General features: G+C 72.1%; 13 protein-coding genes. 11 read left to right on the forward strand and 2 right to left on the reverse strand.

Features of this window, described 5'->3' with window-relative positions:
- Positions 1–69: 69 nt before the first annotated feature.
- Positions 70–729 carry a bifunctional DNA primase/polymerase gene (locus AMK22_RS13915; protein WP_073784860.1) on the reverse strand — a complete coding sequence of 220 codons (660 nt, stop codon included), beginning with the start codon at positions 727–729 and terminating at the stop codon, positions 70–72.
- 444 nt (positions 730–1,173) lie between these two features.
- On the opposite strand from AMK22_RS13915, the gene nsdA reads away from it, so the two are divergent.
- The 6 genes from nsdA to ftsH all read left to right on the forward strand — a co-directional run bounded on the left by nsdA (position 1,174) and on the right by ftsH (position 11,661).
- A complete protein-coding gene (gene nsdA / locus AMK22_RS13920; RefSeq protein WP_073784862.1) occupies positions 1,174–2,649 on the forward strand; it encodes a transcriptional repressor NsdA in 1,476 nt (491 codons plus the stop codon).
- A gap of 505 nt (positions 2,650–3,154) precedes the next feature.
- Complete coding sequence (locus AMK22_RS13925; protein ID WP_073784864.1) at positions 3,155–4,513, forward strand: ammonium transporter; 1,359 nt, start codon at positions 3,155–3,157, stop codon at positions 4,511–4,513.
- A complete protein-coding gene (locus tag AMK22_RS13930) occupies positions 4,510–4,848 on the forward strand; it encodes a P-II family nitrogen regulator (RefSeq protein WP_073784866.1) in 339 nt (112 codons plus the stop codon). The genes AMK22_RS13925 and AMK22_RS13930 overlap by 4 nt, the downstream gene beginning before the upstream one ends.
- 138 nt (positions 4,849–4,986) lie before the next feature.
- A complete protein-coding gene (locus AMK22_RS13935; protein WP_073784868.1) occupies positions 4,987–7,569 on the forward strand; it encodes a [protein-PII] uridylyltransferase in 2,583 nt (860 codons plus the stop codon).
- A gap of 311 nt (positions 7,570–7,880) precedes the next feature.
- On the forward strand, positions 7,881–9,428 hold the full coding sequence (gene ffh, locus AMK22_RS13940; RefSeq protein ID WP_073784870.1) for a signal recognition particle protein: 1,548 nt from the start codon (positions 7,881–7,883) through the stop codon (positions 9,426–9,428).
- A gap of 319 nt (positions 9,429–9,747) precedes the next feature.
- Positions 9,748–11,661 carry an ATP-dependent zinc metalloprotease FtsH gene (gene ftsH / locus AMK22_RS13945; protein ID WP_199883210.1) on the forward strand — a complete coding sequence of 638 codons (1,914 nt, stop codon included), beginning with the start codon at positions 9,748–9,750 and terminating at the stop codon, positions 11,659–11,661.
- Positions 11,662–11,861: 200 nt separating this feature from the next.
- On the opposite strand, the gene AMK22_RS13950 is transcribed toward ftsH, so the two are convergent.
- Complete coding sequence (locus AMK22_RS13950; RefSeq protein ID WP_073784874.1) at positions 11,862–12,722, reverse strand: class I SAM-dependent methyltransferase; 861 nt, start codon at positions 12,720–12,722, stop codon at positions 11,862–11,864.
- A gap of 629 nt (positions 12,723–13,351) precedes the next feature.
- On the opposite strand from AMK22_RS13950, the gene AMK22_RS13955 reads away from it, so the two are divergent.
- From AMK22_RS13955 to trmD, 5 genes are all read left to right on the forward strand, one after another.
- Positions 13,352–13,945, forward strand: a complete 594-nt coding sequence (locus tag AMK22_RS13955) for a hypothetical protein (RefSeq protein WP_073784876.1) — start codon at positions 13,352–13,354, stop codon at positions 13,943–13,945.
- Positions 13,946–14,101: 156 nt separating this feature from the next.
- Positions 14,102–14,539: a 30S ribosomal protein S16 gene (gene rpsP, locus AMK22_RS13960; protein ID WP_073784878.1), complete on the forward strand. Its 438-nt coding sequence runs from the start codon at positions 14,102–14,104 to the stop codon at positions 14,537–14,539.
- A gap of 2 nt (positions 14,540–14,541) precedes the next feature.
- Positions 14,542–14,781, forward strand: a complete 240-nt coding sequence (locus tag AMK22_RS13965) for an RNA-binding protein (RefSeq protein WP_005311361.1) — start codon at positions 14,542–14,544, stop codon at positions 14,779–14,781.
- A gap of 131 nt (positions 14,782–14,912) precedes the next feature.
- A complete protein-coding gene (gene rimM, locus AMK22_RS13970; protein ID WP_073784880.1) occupies positions 14,913–15,530 on the forward strand; it encodes a ribosome maturation factor RimM in 618 nt (205 codons plus the stop codon).
- A complete protein-coding gene (gene trmD, locus AMK22_RS13975; RefSeq protein WP_073784882.1) occupies positions 15,530–16,351 on the forward strand; it encodes a tRNA (guanosine(37)-N1)-methyltransferase TrmD in 822 nt (273 codons plus the stop codon). Before rimM ends, trmD begins: the two co-directional genes overlap by 1 nt.
- Positions 16,352–16,473 lie beyond the last annotated feature (122 nt).

Genomic DNA, 16,473 nt, shown 5'->3' on the forward strand with positions numbered 1-16,473 from the left:
GTGTCGGACCCCCTTGCGTGGGGACGCCCGAATGCGCGCGAGTCGCCCGAATGCGCGGGGGCGCCGACGTCAGCCGCGCAGGGGTGCGCGATGGCAGCTGTACGCCAGCGTGCCCAGCAGCAGCCGGGCCGGGGGCGGCGCGGCGGCCGTGTCCAGCACCGGCGGGCGCAGCCACCGGGCGGGGCCGAGACCACCCTCGTCGGACGGCGGGGCCGTGATGTGGTGGCCCGGGCCCAGCGCCCGGAGGTCCAGCCCCGCGTCGTCCCAGCCCATCCGGTAGAGCAGACGCGGGAGCTCGGCGGCGGCGCCCGGGGCGACGAAGAACCGCGCCCGCCCCGACGGCGTCAGCACGACCGGGCCGAGCGGCAGCCCCATCCGTTCCATGCGCGCCAGGGCCCGGCGCCCGGCGGCCTCCGCGACGTCCAGCACGTCGAAACCACGCCCCACGGGCAGCAGCAGCGAGGCGCCCGGCACCCGGGCCCACGCCTCCACCGCCGCGTCGAGCGAGGTGCCCGGCGGGATCTCGGGCGCGAAGTCGAGGGGATGGGCGCCGGGGGAGGGGCACCGGTCCTTCCCGCACGAGCAGCGGCCGTCCACGACGCGCGCTCCGGGTGCCACGGCCCAGCCCCACAGTGCTGTGTACTCGGCCACCGCCGTGCTCTCGGCCGTACGGCCGCGGCGTCGTGAGCCGGTGCGCATCTCGCGGATGCCGCCGATCGTGAAGCCCATGCCCCCTCCAACGGGTCCGACTCGCCGGTGGTTACGACGCGGAATGACGGCATGACATCCCGTCGTCGTCGCGATCCGTGATGCGCCGGTGCGCACGCGGTGGCGCGGCGTGAGCCGTGCGCCCCTTTCGTGCGTCGCTGCAACCGCAATTGATCGACCGTGTGTCAAGTGAATCGCGCCCCGTGGCGTTCGCGTTCATCCGAAGGGGTGGCGAATGGTGGCGTTTCCGTGGACACCCTCGCCGAGGTGGTGATCGTAGGATTACCGTCGGTACACGAACCATGGAAGTATGTGTGCGCATGGGTATGCCGGAGGCAACCCGATTCCCTGTTCGATCGCGCGCAATCTCCGTATGGGCGTCATCGGATCAGGGCATTCTGATAGCGGTTCGCGCGACAGCGTTCGTCGGGATCGCGACGGTTTCAGCGGGATGGGGGCGTTCCAGTGAGTGGCAGCGGCGCAGGCGATACGAATGCCGGTAAGCGCCCCAACGGGCAATTGAGCTCGTGGTTCGTGCGCAGCGGCTGGTCGAAGGGCGAGCTGGCGCGGCAGGTCAATCGGCGGGCGCGGCAAATGGGCGCGCATCACATCAGCACCGACACCTCCCGGGTGCGGCGCTGGCTCGACGGCGAGCAGCCGCGCGAGCCCATCCCGCGCATTCTGTCCGAGCTGTTCTCGGAGCGTTTCGGCTCGGTCGTGGCGGTCGAGGATCTCGGACTGCGCTCCGCACACCAGTCGCCCTCCGTGTCCGGGGTCGATCTGCCCTGGGCCGGACCGCAGACCGTCGCCCTGCTCAGCGAGTTCTCCCGCAGCGATCTGATGCTCGCGCGGCGCGGATTCCTCGGGTCCTCGCTCACCCTCGCCGCCGGACCCGCCCTCGTCGAACCCATGCAGCGCTGGCTGGTGCCCGTGGCGGCCTCCGGACCCGCGGAGCCCGAGCCGGCCGCGGCGGCCCGTCGTCCCTCCAAGCTCTCGGGGCCCGAGCTCGACCTGCTGGAGTCGACCACGGCGATGTTCCGCCAGTGGGATGCGCAGTGTGGTGGCGGTCTGCGCCGCAAGGCCGTCGTCGGCCAGCTCCACGAGGTCACCGACCTCCTGCAGGAGCCCCAGCCGGAGGCCACCGCCAAGCGTCTCTTCCGCTGCGCGGCCGAGCTGGCCGAGCTGGCGGGCTGGATGAGCTACGACGTCGGTCTCCAGCCCACGGCCCAGAAGTACTTCGTTCTGGCGCTGCACGCGTCGAAAGAGGCCGGGGACAAACCGCTCGGTTCGTATGTTCTGTCCAGCATGAGCCGACAGATGATCCACCTCGGACGGCCCGACGACGCCCTCGAACTGATCCACCTCGCCCAGTACGGCAGCCGCGACTGCGCCACCCCGCGCACCCAGGCCATGCTGTACGCGATGGAGGCCCGCGCGTACGCCAACATGGGCCAGGCGGCCAAGTGCAAGCGGGCCGTCCGGATGGCCGAGGACACGTTCCTCGACGTCGGGATCGACGGCGAGCCCGAACCCGACTGGATCCGCTTCTTCTCGGAGGCCGAGCTCAACGGCGAGAACTCCCACTCGTTCCGCGACCTCGCCTACATCGCGGGCCGCAGGCCCACGTACGCCGGGCTCGCCGAACCGCGCATGCGCAAGGCGGTCCAGTTGTTCAGCGAGGACGACGAGCATCAGCGGTCCTACGCGCTCAACCTGATCGGTCTCGCCACCGTCCATCTGCTCAAACGCGAGCCCGAGGAGTCCACGACGCTCGCCGAGAAGGCGCTCCGGATCGCCAGGAAGATCCGTTCCGAACGCGTCAACACCCGGCTCCGCAAGACCGTCGACACCGCGGCCAGGGACTTCGGGGACATCCCCGAGGTCGCCAGGCTGACCGACCTCCTCACCGAGCAGCTGCCCGAAACCGCCGAGGCGGTTTGACGGGCGGCGCCCCGGACACCGGCCACGACGGCCGCCCCGCACACATCGACTTCGGCTCCCCCAATCGCCAAGTCGCGGGGTGGCCGGCGTGGCCGGTTCGCGTTCCCGCCCCCGGTGCGGGAGCCGACGCGAAGCGCGCGCACGGGAGGCCGGCGCGCGAAGCCGGTGCGTGAGCCCGACGGGACACGGAACGGGCCCGGCCGGGCCCTGCTCGCGGGCGCCGGTGCGGCCCGTGTGCGGCGCCGGGCGTCGCACGTACCCGGGGCGCGGGCGCCATCGTCGGTTCATGGGGACTTAACACACCGGACTCGTTCGTCACCGTCGTGAAACACCGTGCGGCATCGCCGGAAACCGCGCCGCGCGAGTCTCGTGGTGCACGACGGCCCGCGCCCTTCCCCGCGGTCCGCACCTGCCCTTCCCGGCGGTCCCGCACGGGGCCTTTCCAGCGGTTGCGCACACGGCCCGTTCGTCCCGCCGCGGCCGCTCCGACGACGAGGAGGCGCCGATGCCCCCAGGCATCACGACGCTCGCCGCAGACCCCCCGAGCCTGTCTGCCGCCAACACCGGGTTCATGCTCGTCTGCTCGGCCCTGGTGATGCTCATGACCCCGGCCCTGGCCTTCTTCTACGGCGGAATGGTCCGGGTCAAGAGCACCCTCAACATGCTGATGATGAGCTTCATCAGCCTCGGGATCGTCACCGTCCTGTGGGTGCTCTACGGGTTCAGCGTCGCCTTCGGCAACGACGTCGGTTCGGTCGTCGGCTGGGCCTCGGACTACGTGGGTCTGAGCGGGATCGGCCCGAACCAGCTCTGGGACGGCCGCACCATCCCCGTGTACGTCTTCGCCGTCTTCCAGCTGATGTTCGCCGTCATCACCCCGGCACTGATCAGCGGCGCCCTCGCCGACCGGGTGAAGTTCACCTCCTGGGCCCTGTTCATCACGCTGTGGGCCTCCGTCGTGTACTTCCCCGTGGCCCACTGGGTCTGGGGCTCGGGGGGCTGGCTCTACGAGATGGGCGTCATCGACTTCGCGGGCGGCACGGCCGTCCACATCGACGCGGGCGCCGCCGCCCTCGGCGTCGTCCTCGTCATCGGCAGGCGCGTCGGCTTCGCGAAGGACCCGATGCGGCCGCACAGCCTGCCGCTGGTGATGCTCGGCGCCGGACTGCTCTGGTTCGGCTGGTTCGGTTTCAACGCCGGATCGTGGCTGGGCAACGACGACGGCGTCGCCGCGGTCATGTTCGTCAACACCCAGGTCGCCGCCGCCGCCGCGATGCTCTCCTGGCTCGCCTACGAGAAGCTCCGCCACGGCTCCTTCACCACGCTCGGCGCGGCCTCCGGCGCGGTCGCGGGCCTCGTCGCCATCACACCGTCCGGCGGCGCCGTCAGTCCGCTCGGTGCCCTCGCGGTCGGGGCCGTCGCCGGGGTGCTGTGTGCCACGGCCGTCGGACTGAAGTACCGGTTCGGCTACGACGACTCCCTGGACGTCGTGGGTGTCCACCTCGTCGGCGGTGTCGTCGGCTCCCTCCTCGTCGGTCTCTTCGCCACCGGCGGCGTCCAGTCCCACGCCAAGGGCCTCTTCTACGGCGGTGGCCTCGAACAGCTCGGCAAGCAGGCCGTCGGGGTCTTCTCCGTCCTCGCGTACTCCCTGGTCGTCTCCGCGGCCCTGGCCTTCCTCCTGGACCGGACGATCGGGATGCGGGTCGGCGAGGACGACGAGATCTCCGGTATCGACCGGGCCGAACACGCCGAGACCGCGTACGACTTCGGTGGAGCGGGCGGCGGAACGTCGCCGCTCGCCGCAGCCACGGCCCCGGGATCCGGCTCCACGGCGGTACGGCACACCAGGAAGGTGGACGCATGAAGCTCATCACGGCGGTCGTGAAACCGCACCGGCTCGACGAGATCAAGGAGGCCCTGCATGCCTTCGGCGTCCAGGGACTCACGGTCACGGAGGCCAGTGGGTACGGACGGCAGCGCGGCCACACCGAGGTCTACCGGGGCGCCGAGTACACCGTCGACCTCGTCCCCAAGATCCGCATCGAGGTCCTGATCGAGGACGAGGACGCCGAACAGCTCATCGACGTCGTGGTGAAGGCCGCCCGGACCGGCAAGATCGGCGACGGCAAGGTCTGGAGCGTGCCGGTCGACACCGCCGTCCGGGTCCGGACGGGCGAACGCGGCCCGGACGCGCTCTGAGCGGACCATCTCCGACCGGGCGCGTGCTGGGGCGCGTCCCGGCCGGCCGAGGACCGGGCGCGACGCCGCCCGGGACCGGCCCGGACCCCGGGGCGGCCCGCACGGCCTCCCCGGGGCCCCGAAACGAAAGGCACCCGGATGACGAGCACCGAAGCGACCCCCGACGTGAACGCCGGTGCGACCACCGATGCGACCACCGGATCCACGGCCTCGGGGCACGGCGGCTACGCGGCGGCCCGGCTGCGCCTCCTCCGGGCGGCGGAGCGGTCCGGGCCGCGGCGTCGCACCGCCCTCGCGTCGCTCACCGACGACTGGCTCACCGCGCTGTTCACCACCGCCGCCGGGCGGACCGGCGTCGGGGGCGCCGCCCTCGTCGCGGTCGGCGGCTACGGACGCGGCGAACTCTCCCCGCGCAGCGACCTCGATCTGCTGCTCCTGCACGACGGCAGGGCCGAGGCCCGAGCCGTCGCCGCCTTCGCCGACCACCTCTGGTACCCCGTCTGGGACCTCGGCATCGCGCTCGACCACTCCGTACGCACGCCCGCGGAAGCCCGCCGGACGGCCGGCGAGGACCTCAGGGTCCAGCTCGGACTGCTGGACGCCCGGCCGGTCGCCGGGGACCCGGGCCTCGTCGCCGCCCTGCGCACCGCGGTCCTCGCCGACTGGCGCGACCAGGCTCCCGGGCGGCTCCCCGCCCTCGCCGAACTCTGCCGCGCACGGGCCGAACGCCACGGCGAGCTGCGCTTCCTCCTCGAACCCGACCTCAAGGAGTCGCGCGGCGGACTGCGCGACCTGACCGCCCTGCGGGCCGTGGCCGCCTCGTGGATCGCCGACGCCCCGCGCGAGGGCCTCGCCGGGGCCCGCCGCGTCCTCCTCGACACCAGGGACGCACTGCACCTCGCCACCGGCCGCGCCACCGACCGTCTCGTCCTCCAGGAACAGGACCAGGTCGCCGCCGCCCTCGGACTCCTCGACGCCGACGCCCTGCTCCGGCAGGTGTACGAGGCCGCCGGCACGGTCTCGTACGCGGCGGACACCACCTGGCGCGAGGTCGACCGCGTCCTGCGCGCCCGCTCCACCCGCACCCGGCCGCGTGCCCTCCTCGGCGGCGGCAGGCCCGCGGGGACCGAGCGCACCCCGCTCGCCGACGGCGTGGTCGAGGCCGAGGGCGAGGTCGTCCTCGCCCGTACCGCCCGCCCCGAACGCGACCCGGTGCTGCCGTTGCGCGCCGCCGCCGCGGCGGCCCGTTCCGGGCTCGTGCTCTCCCGGCACGCCGTACACCGCCTCGCCGCCACCGTCCGCCCGCTCCCGGTGCCCTGGCCGGCTGAGGCCCGCGAGGAACTCGTCATCCTCCTCGGCGCGGGCGAGGCCGCCGTCCCCGTCTGGGAGGCGCTCGAAGCCGAGGGGCTGATCGGCCGACTGCTCCCGGACTGGGAACGCGTCCGCTGCCGCCCCCAGCGCAACCCCGTCCACACCTGGACCGTCGACCGCCACCTCGTGGAGACGGCGGTCCGGGCCTCCTCGCTCACCCGCCGCGTCGGGCGGCCCGACCTCCTGCTCGTCGCCGCGCTCCTGCACGACATCGGCAAGGGCCGGCCGGGCGACCATTCGGTCACCGGTGAGGTCATCGCCCGCGACACGGCGGCCCGGGTCGGATTCGACCGTCACGACGTGGGCGTGATCGCCACCCTCGTACGCCATCACCTGCTGCTCGTCGAGACCGCGACCCGGCGGGACCTCGACGACCCCGCCACCGTCCGCTCCGTCGCCGAGGCCGTATCCACCCCGTCCACCCTGGAGCTCCTGCACGCCCTCACGGAGGCGGACGCCCTCGCCACCGGCCCCGCCGCCTGGTCCGCCTGGCGTGCCTGGCTCGTCGACGACCTCGTCGGGCGCGTCGCCGCCGTGCTCGCCGGCCGGGAGCCCGAGGAACCGGAACCCGCCGGGCCCGACGCCGAGGAGGAACGGCTCGCCGTCGAGACCCTGCGCACCGGCGGGCCGGTTCTCGCCCTGCACGCCCGGACAGGGACCCCGGCCCGGGAGGGCGAACCGGTTCGGGACGGCACACCGCATCCGGACGTCGATCCGGCTCGGGGCCACGTACCGGATCCGGACGGCACACCGGAACCGGTCGGTGCCGAACTCCTCGTCGTCCTGCCCGACCGCCCCGGCGTGCTTCCCGCCACCGCGGGTGTCCTCGCTCTGCACCGGCTCACCGTGCGCGCCGCCGACCTGCGCACCCTGGAACTCCCCGCCGGGTGCGCCGAGGCCGCCCTCGGCGCACCCGGCGGCCCGCGCCTGCTCCTGCTGCGCTGGCGGGTCGCGGCCGAGTACGGCTCCCTGCCGCAGGCCGCCCGGCTCCGCGCCGACCTCGTACGGGCCCTGGACGGCGGCCTGGACCTCGGCGCCCGTCTGGCCGAACGCGAGGCGGCCCGGCCGAGGCGGCGCGGGGTGCAGGCCCCGCCGCCCAGGGTGACGGTCGCGCAGGTCGCCTCACGGCTGGCGACGGTGATCGAGGTGCGGGCACAGGACGCCCCCGGGCTACTGCACCGGATCGGCCGCGCGCTCGAGGGAAACGCGGTGCGGGTGCGCGGCGCGCGTGTGTCGACACTGGGGGCGAACGCGGTGGACACGGTCTACGTCACACGGGAGGACGGCTCGGTGCTGGCGGACGAGGAGGCGGCGACCCTCGCGAAGGCTCTGGAGGACGCCTTGCGGTGAGGCGTGAAGGAGCGCGCTCGCCCGCGTGGACGGCGTGCTCGTCCGGGTGGACATCAGGCGGATGCCGATGGCCATGCTCCCCGTCGGCCGCAGGACGTTCCAGCGTCCACCGTGTGCGCGCCCGGTGCGGACATCCCGCTCCCTGCCGGGGCGGACATCTCGCTCCCTGCCGGGACGGACACCGCTCCCCGCCCCGGCCGCGCTGCGGCCCTCGTCGGCCGGAGAGGGCGGGCAAGGGCTGCCGCTTGCCCGAGCCGGATACTCTAGAGAGCGATCTGCTATGCCCCCGACCCCGAGGACCGACGAGCGCCGTGTTCGATACTCTCTCCGACCGTCTTAGCGCGACTTTCAAGAACCTCCGGGGCAAGGGCCGCTTGTCCGAGGCGGACATCGACGCCACGGCACGCGAGATCCGTATCGCCCTGCTCGAAGCGGATGTCGCCCTCCCCGTCGTCCGGGCCTTCATCGCCAACGTCAAGGAGCGGGCGCGCGGCGCCGAGGTCTCCCAGGCGCTGAACCCGGCCCAGCAGGTCGTCAAGATCGTCAACGAGGAGCTCGTCTCCATCCTCGGTGGCGAGACCCGACGGCTGCGGTTCGCCAAGAACCCGCCGACCGTGATCATGCTCGCGGGTCTCCAGGGTGCCGGTAAGACCACCCTGGCCGGAAAGCTCGGCCGCTGGCTCAAGGGCCAGGGCCACTCCCCGCTGCTCGTCGCCTGTGACCTCCAGCGCCCCAACGCCGTCAACCAGCTCAGCGTCGTCGCCGACCGCGCCGGTGTCGCGGTGTATGCCCCCGAGCCGGGCAACGGCGTCGGCGACCCGGTCCAGGTCGCCAAGGACTCGATCGAGCACGCCCGGTCCAAGCAGTACGACGTCGTGATCGTCGACACCGCAGGCCGTCTCGGCATCGACCAGGAGCTGATGCAGCAGGCCGCGGACATCCGCGACGCCGTCAGCCCCGACGAGATCCTCTTCGTCGTCGACGCGATGATCGGTCAGGACGCGGTCAACACCGCCGAGGCGTTCCGCGACGGCGTCGGCTTCGACGGCGTGGTGCTCTCCAAGCTCGACGGCGACGCCCGCGGTGGTGCGGCCCTGTCGATCGCCCATGTCACGGGCAAGCAGGTCATGTTCGCGTCGAACGGTGAGAAGCTCGACGACTTCGACGCCTTCCACCCCGACCGCATGGCGTCCCGCATCCTCGACATGGGCGACCTGCTCACCCTGATCGAGCAGGCGGAGAAGACCTTCAGCCAGGAAGAGGCCGCCAAGATGGCCTCCAAGCTGGCGTCCAAGAAGGGGCAGGACTTCACGCTCGACGACTTCCTGGCCCAGATGGAGCAGGTCAGGAAGATGGGCTCCATCTCCAAGCTGCTCGGGATGCTGCCCGGCATGGGTCAGATGAAGGACCAGATCAACAACATCGACGAGCGCGACGTGGACCGCACCGCCGCGATCATCAAGTCGATGACCCCGAAGGAGCGGGCCGAGCCGACGATCATCAACGGCTCGCGCCGGGCGCGCATCGCCAAGGGTTCCGGCGTCGAGGTCAGCGCGGTGAAGAACCTGGTGGAGCGGTTCTTCGACGCGCGCAAGATGATGTCGAAGATGGCGCAGGGCGGCGGGATGCCCGGTATGCCGGGGATGCCCGGCATGGGTGGTGGCCCCGGCCGTCAGAAGAAGCAGGTCAAGCAGGCCAAGGGCAAGCGCAAGAGCGGCAACCCGATGAAGCGCAAGGCCGAGGAGCAGGCCGCCGCCGCCCGTCGTGCCCAGGCCGCGCAGGGCGGTGCGCCCGGCCTTCCGGCCCAGGGCGACAAGAGCTTCGAGCTGCCGGACGAGTTCAAGAAGTTCATGGGCTGACCGCACCGCCGACCGTGGACGCGGGCCGTTTGACGGCCCGTATGCGAGGGGCGCCCGCCGACCCCGGTTTCCAGCGAACGACTCCTGGAACCCGAGGACGGCGGGCGCCCCTCGCGCATGTGCTCCGAAGTCCGCTGCGGCCGCCTTCTTCCGGCCGTCGCCTACGGACGCCTTCCTGTGGCCGGCGTGCCGCGCGGCGTTCTCCGTGGTGTTCTTCCGTGACGCTTCCCCCTCGGGCCGACCGGACGGACTCACGAGGAGCCATGATCCGATTTTTCATCTAATGTCACGTCTAACGGCTGCCGGAAGAGGAGCATGCGTGACCAGTCCCGTACCTCCGCGCGATCGCACCGACCAGCCGTGGCGTTCCGAGGGCGCCCCGCCGCCCCCGCCGCAGGGCCGGAAGATGCCGGGAGGCTGGGGCGGACTGCTGCTGACCGCGCTCGCCGTCTACCTGCTCGCCAACCTGGTGCTGTCCTTCTTCAACGGCGCCGGGGAACGGTCGATCTCCTACACGGAGTTCAGCAAGCAGGTCACCTCGGGGAACGTGGCCAAGATCTACTCCAAGGGCGATGCCATCGAGGGGCAGCTCAAGAAGGAGGCGAAGGCCCCGGGGACCGACCACAAGTACACCAGGTTCGTCACCCAGCGCCCCGCCTTCGCGGACGACAACCTCTGGGCCGAACTGGTCAAGAGCGATGTCACGGTCACGGCCGAGCCGGTCGTGCACCAGCGGAGCTTCCTCGCGAACCTGCTGATCTCGCTGGCCCCGATGCTGCTGCTCGTGCTGCTCTGGGTGTTCGTCGCCCGGCGGATGACCCGGGGCATGGGCGGCGGGCTCGGCGGCCTCGGCCGCAAGGCCCCGCCCAAGCCCGTCGAGCTGGAGGCCGACAAGCGAACCACCTTCAAGGACGTGGCCGGGATCGACGAGGTCGAGGGCGAACTCGACGACGTCGTGGACTTCCTGAAGAATCCGCAGGCGTACCGGAGCATGGGCGCCCGCATGCCCGGGGGCGTGCTTCTCGTCGGACCGCCCGGCACCGGCAAGACCCTGCTCGCCCGGGCCGTCGCGGGCGAGGCGGGGGTGCCGTTCTTCTCGGCATCGGCCTCCGAGTTCATCGAGATGATCGTCGGCGTCGGCGCGAGCCGGGTCCGGGAACTGTTCGAGGAGGCGCGCAAGGTCGCCCCGGCGATCGTCTTCATCGACGAGATCGACACCATCGGACGGGCCCGGGGAGGCGGCGCCGGCATGGGCGGCCACGACGAGCGCGAGCAGACACTGAACCAGATCCTCACCGAGATGGACGGCTTCTCCGGCTCCGAGGGCGTCGTCGTCCTCGCCGCCACCAACCGCGCGGACGTCCTCGACCCCGCCCTGACCCGGCCCGGCCGCTTCGACCGGATCGTCCAGGTCAGCCCGCCCGACCGGAACGGCAGGGAGGCGATCCTGGAGATCCACACCCGCCGGATCCCGCTCGCCGACAACGTGGACCTGGGCCAGGTGGCCACCACGACCCCCGGCATGACCGGCGCCGATCTCGCCAATCTGGCCAACGAGGCCGCGCTGCTCGCCGTCAGGCGCGGGCAGGCCGAGGTGAACCGTTCCGACCTCTCGGACGCCCTGGAGAAGATCCAGCTCGGTGCCGAACGCTCGCTGGTCATGTCCGACGAGGAACGCCGCAGGACCGCCTACCACGAGAGCGGCCACGCCCTGCTCGGCATGGTCCAGCCGGGGGCGGACCCGGTCCGCAAGGTCACCATCGTGCCGCGCGGCCGGGCCCTGGGCGTCACCCTCTCCACACCGGAGGCCGACAAGTACGCGTACACGGAGGAGTACCTGCGCGGCCGGATCATCGGCGCGCTCGGCGGGATGGCCGCCGAACAGGTCGTCTTCGGAGTCGTCACCACCGGCGCCGAGAGCGACCTGGAGCAGGTCACCCAACTGGCCCGGGGCATGGTCGGCCGCTGGGGCATGAGCCCCAGGGTCGGCAGACTGACGGCCATCCCGGGCGACGCCCAGCAGGCATACGGACTGTCGGCCGCCCCCGCGACGCTGGACGCCGTGGACGGCGAGATGCGGCGCATCGTCGACGAGTGCTACGAGGCGGCGTGCGGGCTGCTGCGCGAGAACCGGGACCGACTGGACGCGCTGGCCGAGGCCCTGCTGGCGAACGAGACCCTGGACGAGGCAGAGGCCTACCGGGCGGCGGGCATCACCCGCTTGGGCACATAGCGACCGCCATCACCCGGATGTGTGCACGGGGACGAGGTTTCAAGACGCCCCGGCCCGCGTACGGAGGCGTACGGAAGGGACCGCGCAGGGGCGGCGTACAGAAGCGGGAGACCCTTCCCAGGCGCGGGACACCGACGCCTCGACGGGTGTGGCCGGACAGGGCCGGCAGGTCGTAGCCGCGCGCGGGCAGGACAGCCGCCTCAGACGGTGCACACGAGGTAGCGGAAGACGTTCGGCATCCAGACGCTGCCGTCCCGCCGCCGGTGCGGACGCAGGGCCCGTGCCACCTCGCTCTCCACCCGGCGTCGGTCCCTCGACCGCACCGCCCTGTCGAACAGCCTGGTGGACAGCAGTCCCCGGACCGCGCTCTCCATGTCCGCGTAACCGAACGGGCACGCCACCCGCCCGGAACCGTCCGGCATCAGACCCGCCCGGAACGCCACTTCTTCGAGGTCGTCCCGGCGCGGCGGACGCCAGCCGCCGGAACGTGACGCCCGGCCCCCGTCGGAACCCCGGCCCGCCACCCGCAGCACCGGCGTCGTCGCGCACCGCTCCGGCGGGCCCCACCCGGTCAGGACGACCGCGCTTCCCCGGGTGGCCAGCGGTACGGCTGCGCGCAGCGTCGCCACGAGCCGCTCGTCGTCGCCGTCCGAGCACCCGAGCGGGGTGAACGCCGTGATCAGGTCGTACGGCGTTCCGTCCACCGGGGTCGCCTCCGAGGGATCACCGGCCATGAGCCGATGCCGCGCCCTGCCGGGGCCCTCGTCGCCCGACGCACCGGGCAGCAGCCGGGCCCGTGCGAGCTCCAGCCGGTCCGGGTCGGTGTCGACGCCGGTGACGCGCGCCCCGCGTCCGGCGGCGATCAGCAGCGCGAGACCGGAGCCGCAGCCGAGCGAGAGCAATCGGGTGCCCTTTCCCACTTCGAGCCGCTCGTACACCGCCTCGTACAGCGGTGCGAGCATCCGCTCCTGGATCTCCGCCCAGTCCCGGGCGCGAGTACCGGGGGCCACCGTGCCGGTCGTGTCCGCGTGGCCGTGGTGCCGGACGAGCGTACGTGTCATGGAAGCGCCCCAATCCGCCGAGAGGTCGGTCCTGTCCGATCGGTCGTGCCCGAGTGGTGCCCCCGTCGCGTCCGCGCCGCCCTCCACGGGCCGGGGAACCGCGCGCCCGCCACTCGCCTCCGGGAGGCGGCCTCCTCGTCGAGGGCACGCGCAACAGCCGCCCCGTCGGCGCGCGGGCGCAGGAAGACGGGCGTCGACAGGCGGACACCGGAAAGCGGGTGTTCCGTACGCCTGTTGCCCGTTCCTCACCCCAGTCTTACCCGACACGCGGAACCGGGCACGTCGAGGACGCCGCGCCGCCGGCGCGCACCCGCCCGGCCGTCCCACCCCGGCCGACAGGAGTCCTCGCCGGCGGTGCGCCCGTCGGCGGTGCCATGTCCGTCCCGGGGAACACGCACCCGCCTCGGAGGCCGCTCGGCGGCCCGCGTACGGTTGCCGTCTACACACCCGTCTACACGTCCAGGCGTACGAGTCGCTACGTACCACCTTGGTGTGAGCTGTGAGAGTTCTCCACAGATCTGCGCACCCGCCCTCGTCAGGACGCATCAACGGCAACTGACTGGTACGTGCAAATTATTTGGGATGGCCCGGAATCGGAACACCGGGGCACTCGCGCTCGTTGTCACGACGTGAGCACGACACCACCTGTACTTGCCGCGGAGCTGGCGCAGGCGTGGGCCGACATTCAGCGGTACCACCCCGAGCTGCCGGATCTCGCCGCTCCCGAGTCCCTGATCGGAGAGTCCTCGTCCGCCTGTGGCGCCGAACTCTCATTCGAGCGACTGCTGCACGAGGCAGTCCATGGCATCGCCGCCGCGCGAGGTGTGCGTGATACCTCGCGGGCCGGCCGTTATCACAACCGTCGGTTCCTCGCGATCGCCGAGGAACTGGGGCTCGACCACGCCGAGGAGCCCCACCCCAGCAGCGGCTTCTCGCTGGTCACGCTCAATCCCGAGGCCAAGCGCCGGTACCGCCCGACGATCGAGCGGCTGCAGCGCGCCCTCAAGGCGCACACCGTCGCCACCGCCGCCGACACCAAGCGTTCGTTCCGCGGGCCCGCCGCCCGGCACGGCTCCTCCGGGGGAGGTGTCCGCGTCAAGGCCGTCTGCGACTGCGGTCGCAACGTGCGGGTCGTCCCGTCGGTCCTGGCGCAGGCGCCGATCGTCTGCGGTGGCTGCGGAAAGCCGTTCCGCATTCCGGAACCGGCGGTCGCTGTGAGGTGACCTCATGGGGTGTGGCAGAATGACTAGCTGTACTCGACAGCCGCACAGGACCCCTCTCTCCTCCGGCTGACGCGTCCATCGGGCACCCGAGTACCGCAACCCCACGTGGCATTTCGTCGTGCCCAATCACGTCATAGACCAGGAGACACCACTCCCGTGGCAGTCAAGATCAAGCTGAAGCGTCTGGGCAAGATCCGTTCGCCTCACTACCGCATCGTCGTCGCCGACTCCCGTACCCGCCGTGACGGCCGGGCCATCGAGGAGATCGGCCTGTACCACCCGGTGCAGAACCCCTCGCGCATCGAGGTCAACTCGGAGCGCGCGCGTTACTGGCTCTCCGTCGGCGCCCAGCCGACCGAGCCGGTTCTCGCGATCCTGAAGCTCACCGGTGACTGGCAGGCCCACAAGGGTCTCCCGGCCCCCGCGCCGCTGCTGCAGCCGGAGCCGAAGGCCGACAAGCGGGCCCTCTTCGAGAGCCTGGGCGACGGCGAGGAGGCCAAGGGCGAGGCCATCACGCAGAAGGCGAAGAAGTCCGACAAGAAGGCGGACGAGGCTGCTGACGCGGCCGCTCCCGCCGAGTCGACCGAGGCCTGAGCATGCTCGAGGAGGCTCTCGAGCACCTCGTGAAGGGCATCGTCGACAACCCCGACGACGTGCAGGTCGCCTCGCGCAACCTGCGCCGTGGCCGCGTGCTGGAGGTCCGGGTCCACCCCGATGATCTTGGCAAGGTGATCGGCCGCAACGGCCGCACCGCACGCGCGCTGCGTACCGTCGTGGGCGCCATCGGCGGTCGTGGTATCCGCGTCGACCTCGTCGATGTGGACCAGGTTCGCTGAGAGAGTTGAACACCGGCACGGGCCGGGGAGGGCCATGCGCCCGCCCCGGCCCGTCGTCGTACGACAGGGGTGCGGGGCGTCGTAGGACGGGGTCGGGTGGAACAGGGTCGTAGGGACAGGAGAAACACAAGGTGCAGTTGGTAGTCGCGCGGATCGGCCGTGCCCACGGCATCAAGGGCGAGGTCACGGTCGAGGTGCGTACGGACGAGCCGGAGCTGAGGCTCGCGCCCGGGGCCGTGCTCGCCACCGATCCGGCCTCCGCCGGACCGCTGACGATCGAGACCGGCCGGGTGCACAGCGGGCGGCTTCTGCTGCGCTTCGAGGGCGTGCGCGACCGCAACGCCGCCGAGGCGCTGCGCAACACGCTCCTGATCGCCGAGGTCGACCCGGCCGAGCTCCCCGAGGACCCCGAGGAGTTCTACGACCACCAGCTGATCGACCTCGACGTCGTCCTCGCCGACGGCACGGCGATCGGCCGGATCGCCGAGATCACGCATCTGCCGTCCCAGGACCTGCTCATCGTGGAGCGGCCGGACGGCGGCGAGGTGATGATCCCGTTCGTCGAGGAGATCGTCACCGAGATCGACCTGGAGGAGCAGCGCGCGGTGATCGCTCCGCCGCCGGGACTGATCGACGAGACCCAGGCCGTGATCGCCTCCTCGCGCGACGAGGGTGCGTCGGACGGAGTCCGGGAGGACGGAACCGGAGCCGACGGGGCCGAGGCGTCCGGCTCCGGAGAGGACGCCTGATGCGTCTCGACGTCGTCACGATCTTTCCCGAGTACCTGGAACCGCTGAACGTCTCGCTGGTCGGCAAGGCCCGCGCCCGCGGCCGGCTCGACGTGCACGTCCACGATCTGCGGGGCTGGACGTACGACCGGCACAACACGGTCGACGACACTCCGTACGGCGGCGGCCCCGGCATGGTCATGAAGACCGAGCCCTGGGGGGACGCGCTGGACGACGTCCTCGCGAGCGGTTACGAGGCGGGGGCGCACGTCCCGGTGCTCGTGGTGCCCACGCCCAGCGGCCGTCCGTTCACCCAGGAACTCGCCGTCGAGCTCTCCGAGCGGCCGTGGCTGATCTTCACCCCGGCCCGCTACGAGGGCATCGACCGACGGGTGATGGACGAGTACGCGACGCGCATACCGGTCGTCGAGGTGTCCATCGGCGACTACGTGCTGGCCGGCGGGGAAGCCGCGGTGCTGGTGATCACGGAGGCGGTGGCCCGGTTGCTGCCCGGAGTGCTCGGCAACGCGGAGTCGCACCAGGACGACTCCTTCGCCCCCGGCGCGATGGCCAACCTGCTGGAAGGTCCCGTCTACACCAAGCCGCCCGAGTGGCGCGGCCGGGGCGTCCCGGAAGTCCTGCTCAGCGGTCACCACGGCAGGATCGCGCGCTGGCGCCGGGACGAGGCGTTCCGCCGCACCGCGCTCAACCGGCCCGACCTCATCGAGCGCTGCGAGGCGAGCGGCTTCGACAAGAAGGACCGCGAGATCCTCTCCATCCTCGGCTGGTCCCCGGAACCCGGGGGCCGATTTTGGCGCAGGCCCGAGGTCGTGGAAGAATAGGCCGCTGCTGTGCGTCCGGCGTGCGCCCCTGCCACAGGGGGAACGGCCTTCGCCTCCTCCGTACGCGGGGGAGCGGTCCAGACGCCCGCCCGGCGCGCGTGGCACCCCATCCTCACGACTTC

Origin of the sequence: Streptomyces sp. CB01580, assembly GCF_001905795.1 — a bacterium.
Lineage (GTDB): Bacteria > Actinomycetota > Actinomycetes > Streptomycetales > Streptomycetaceae > Streptomyces.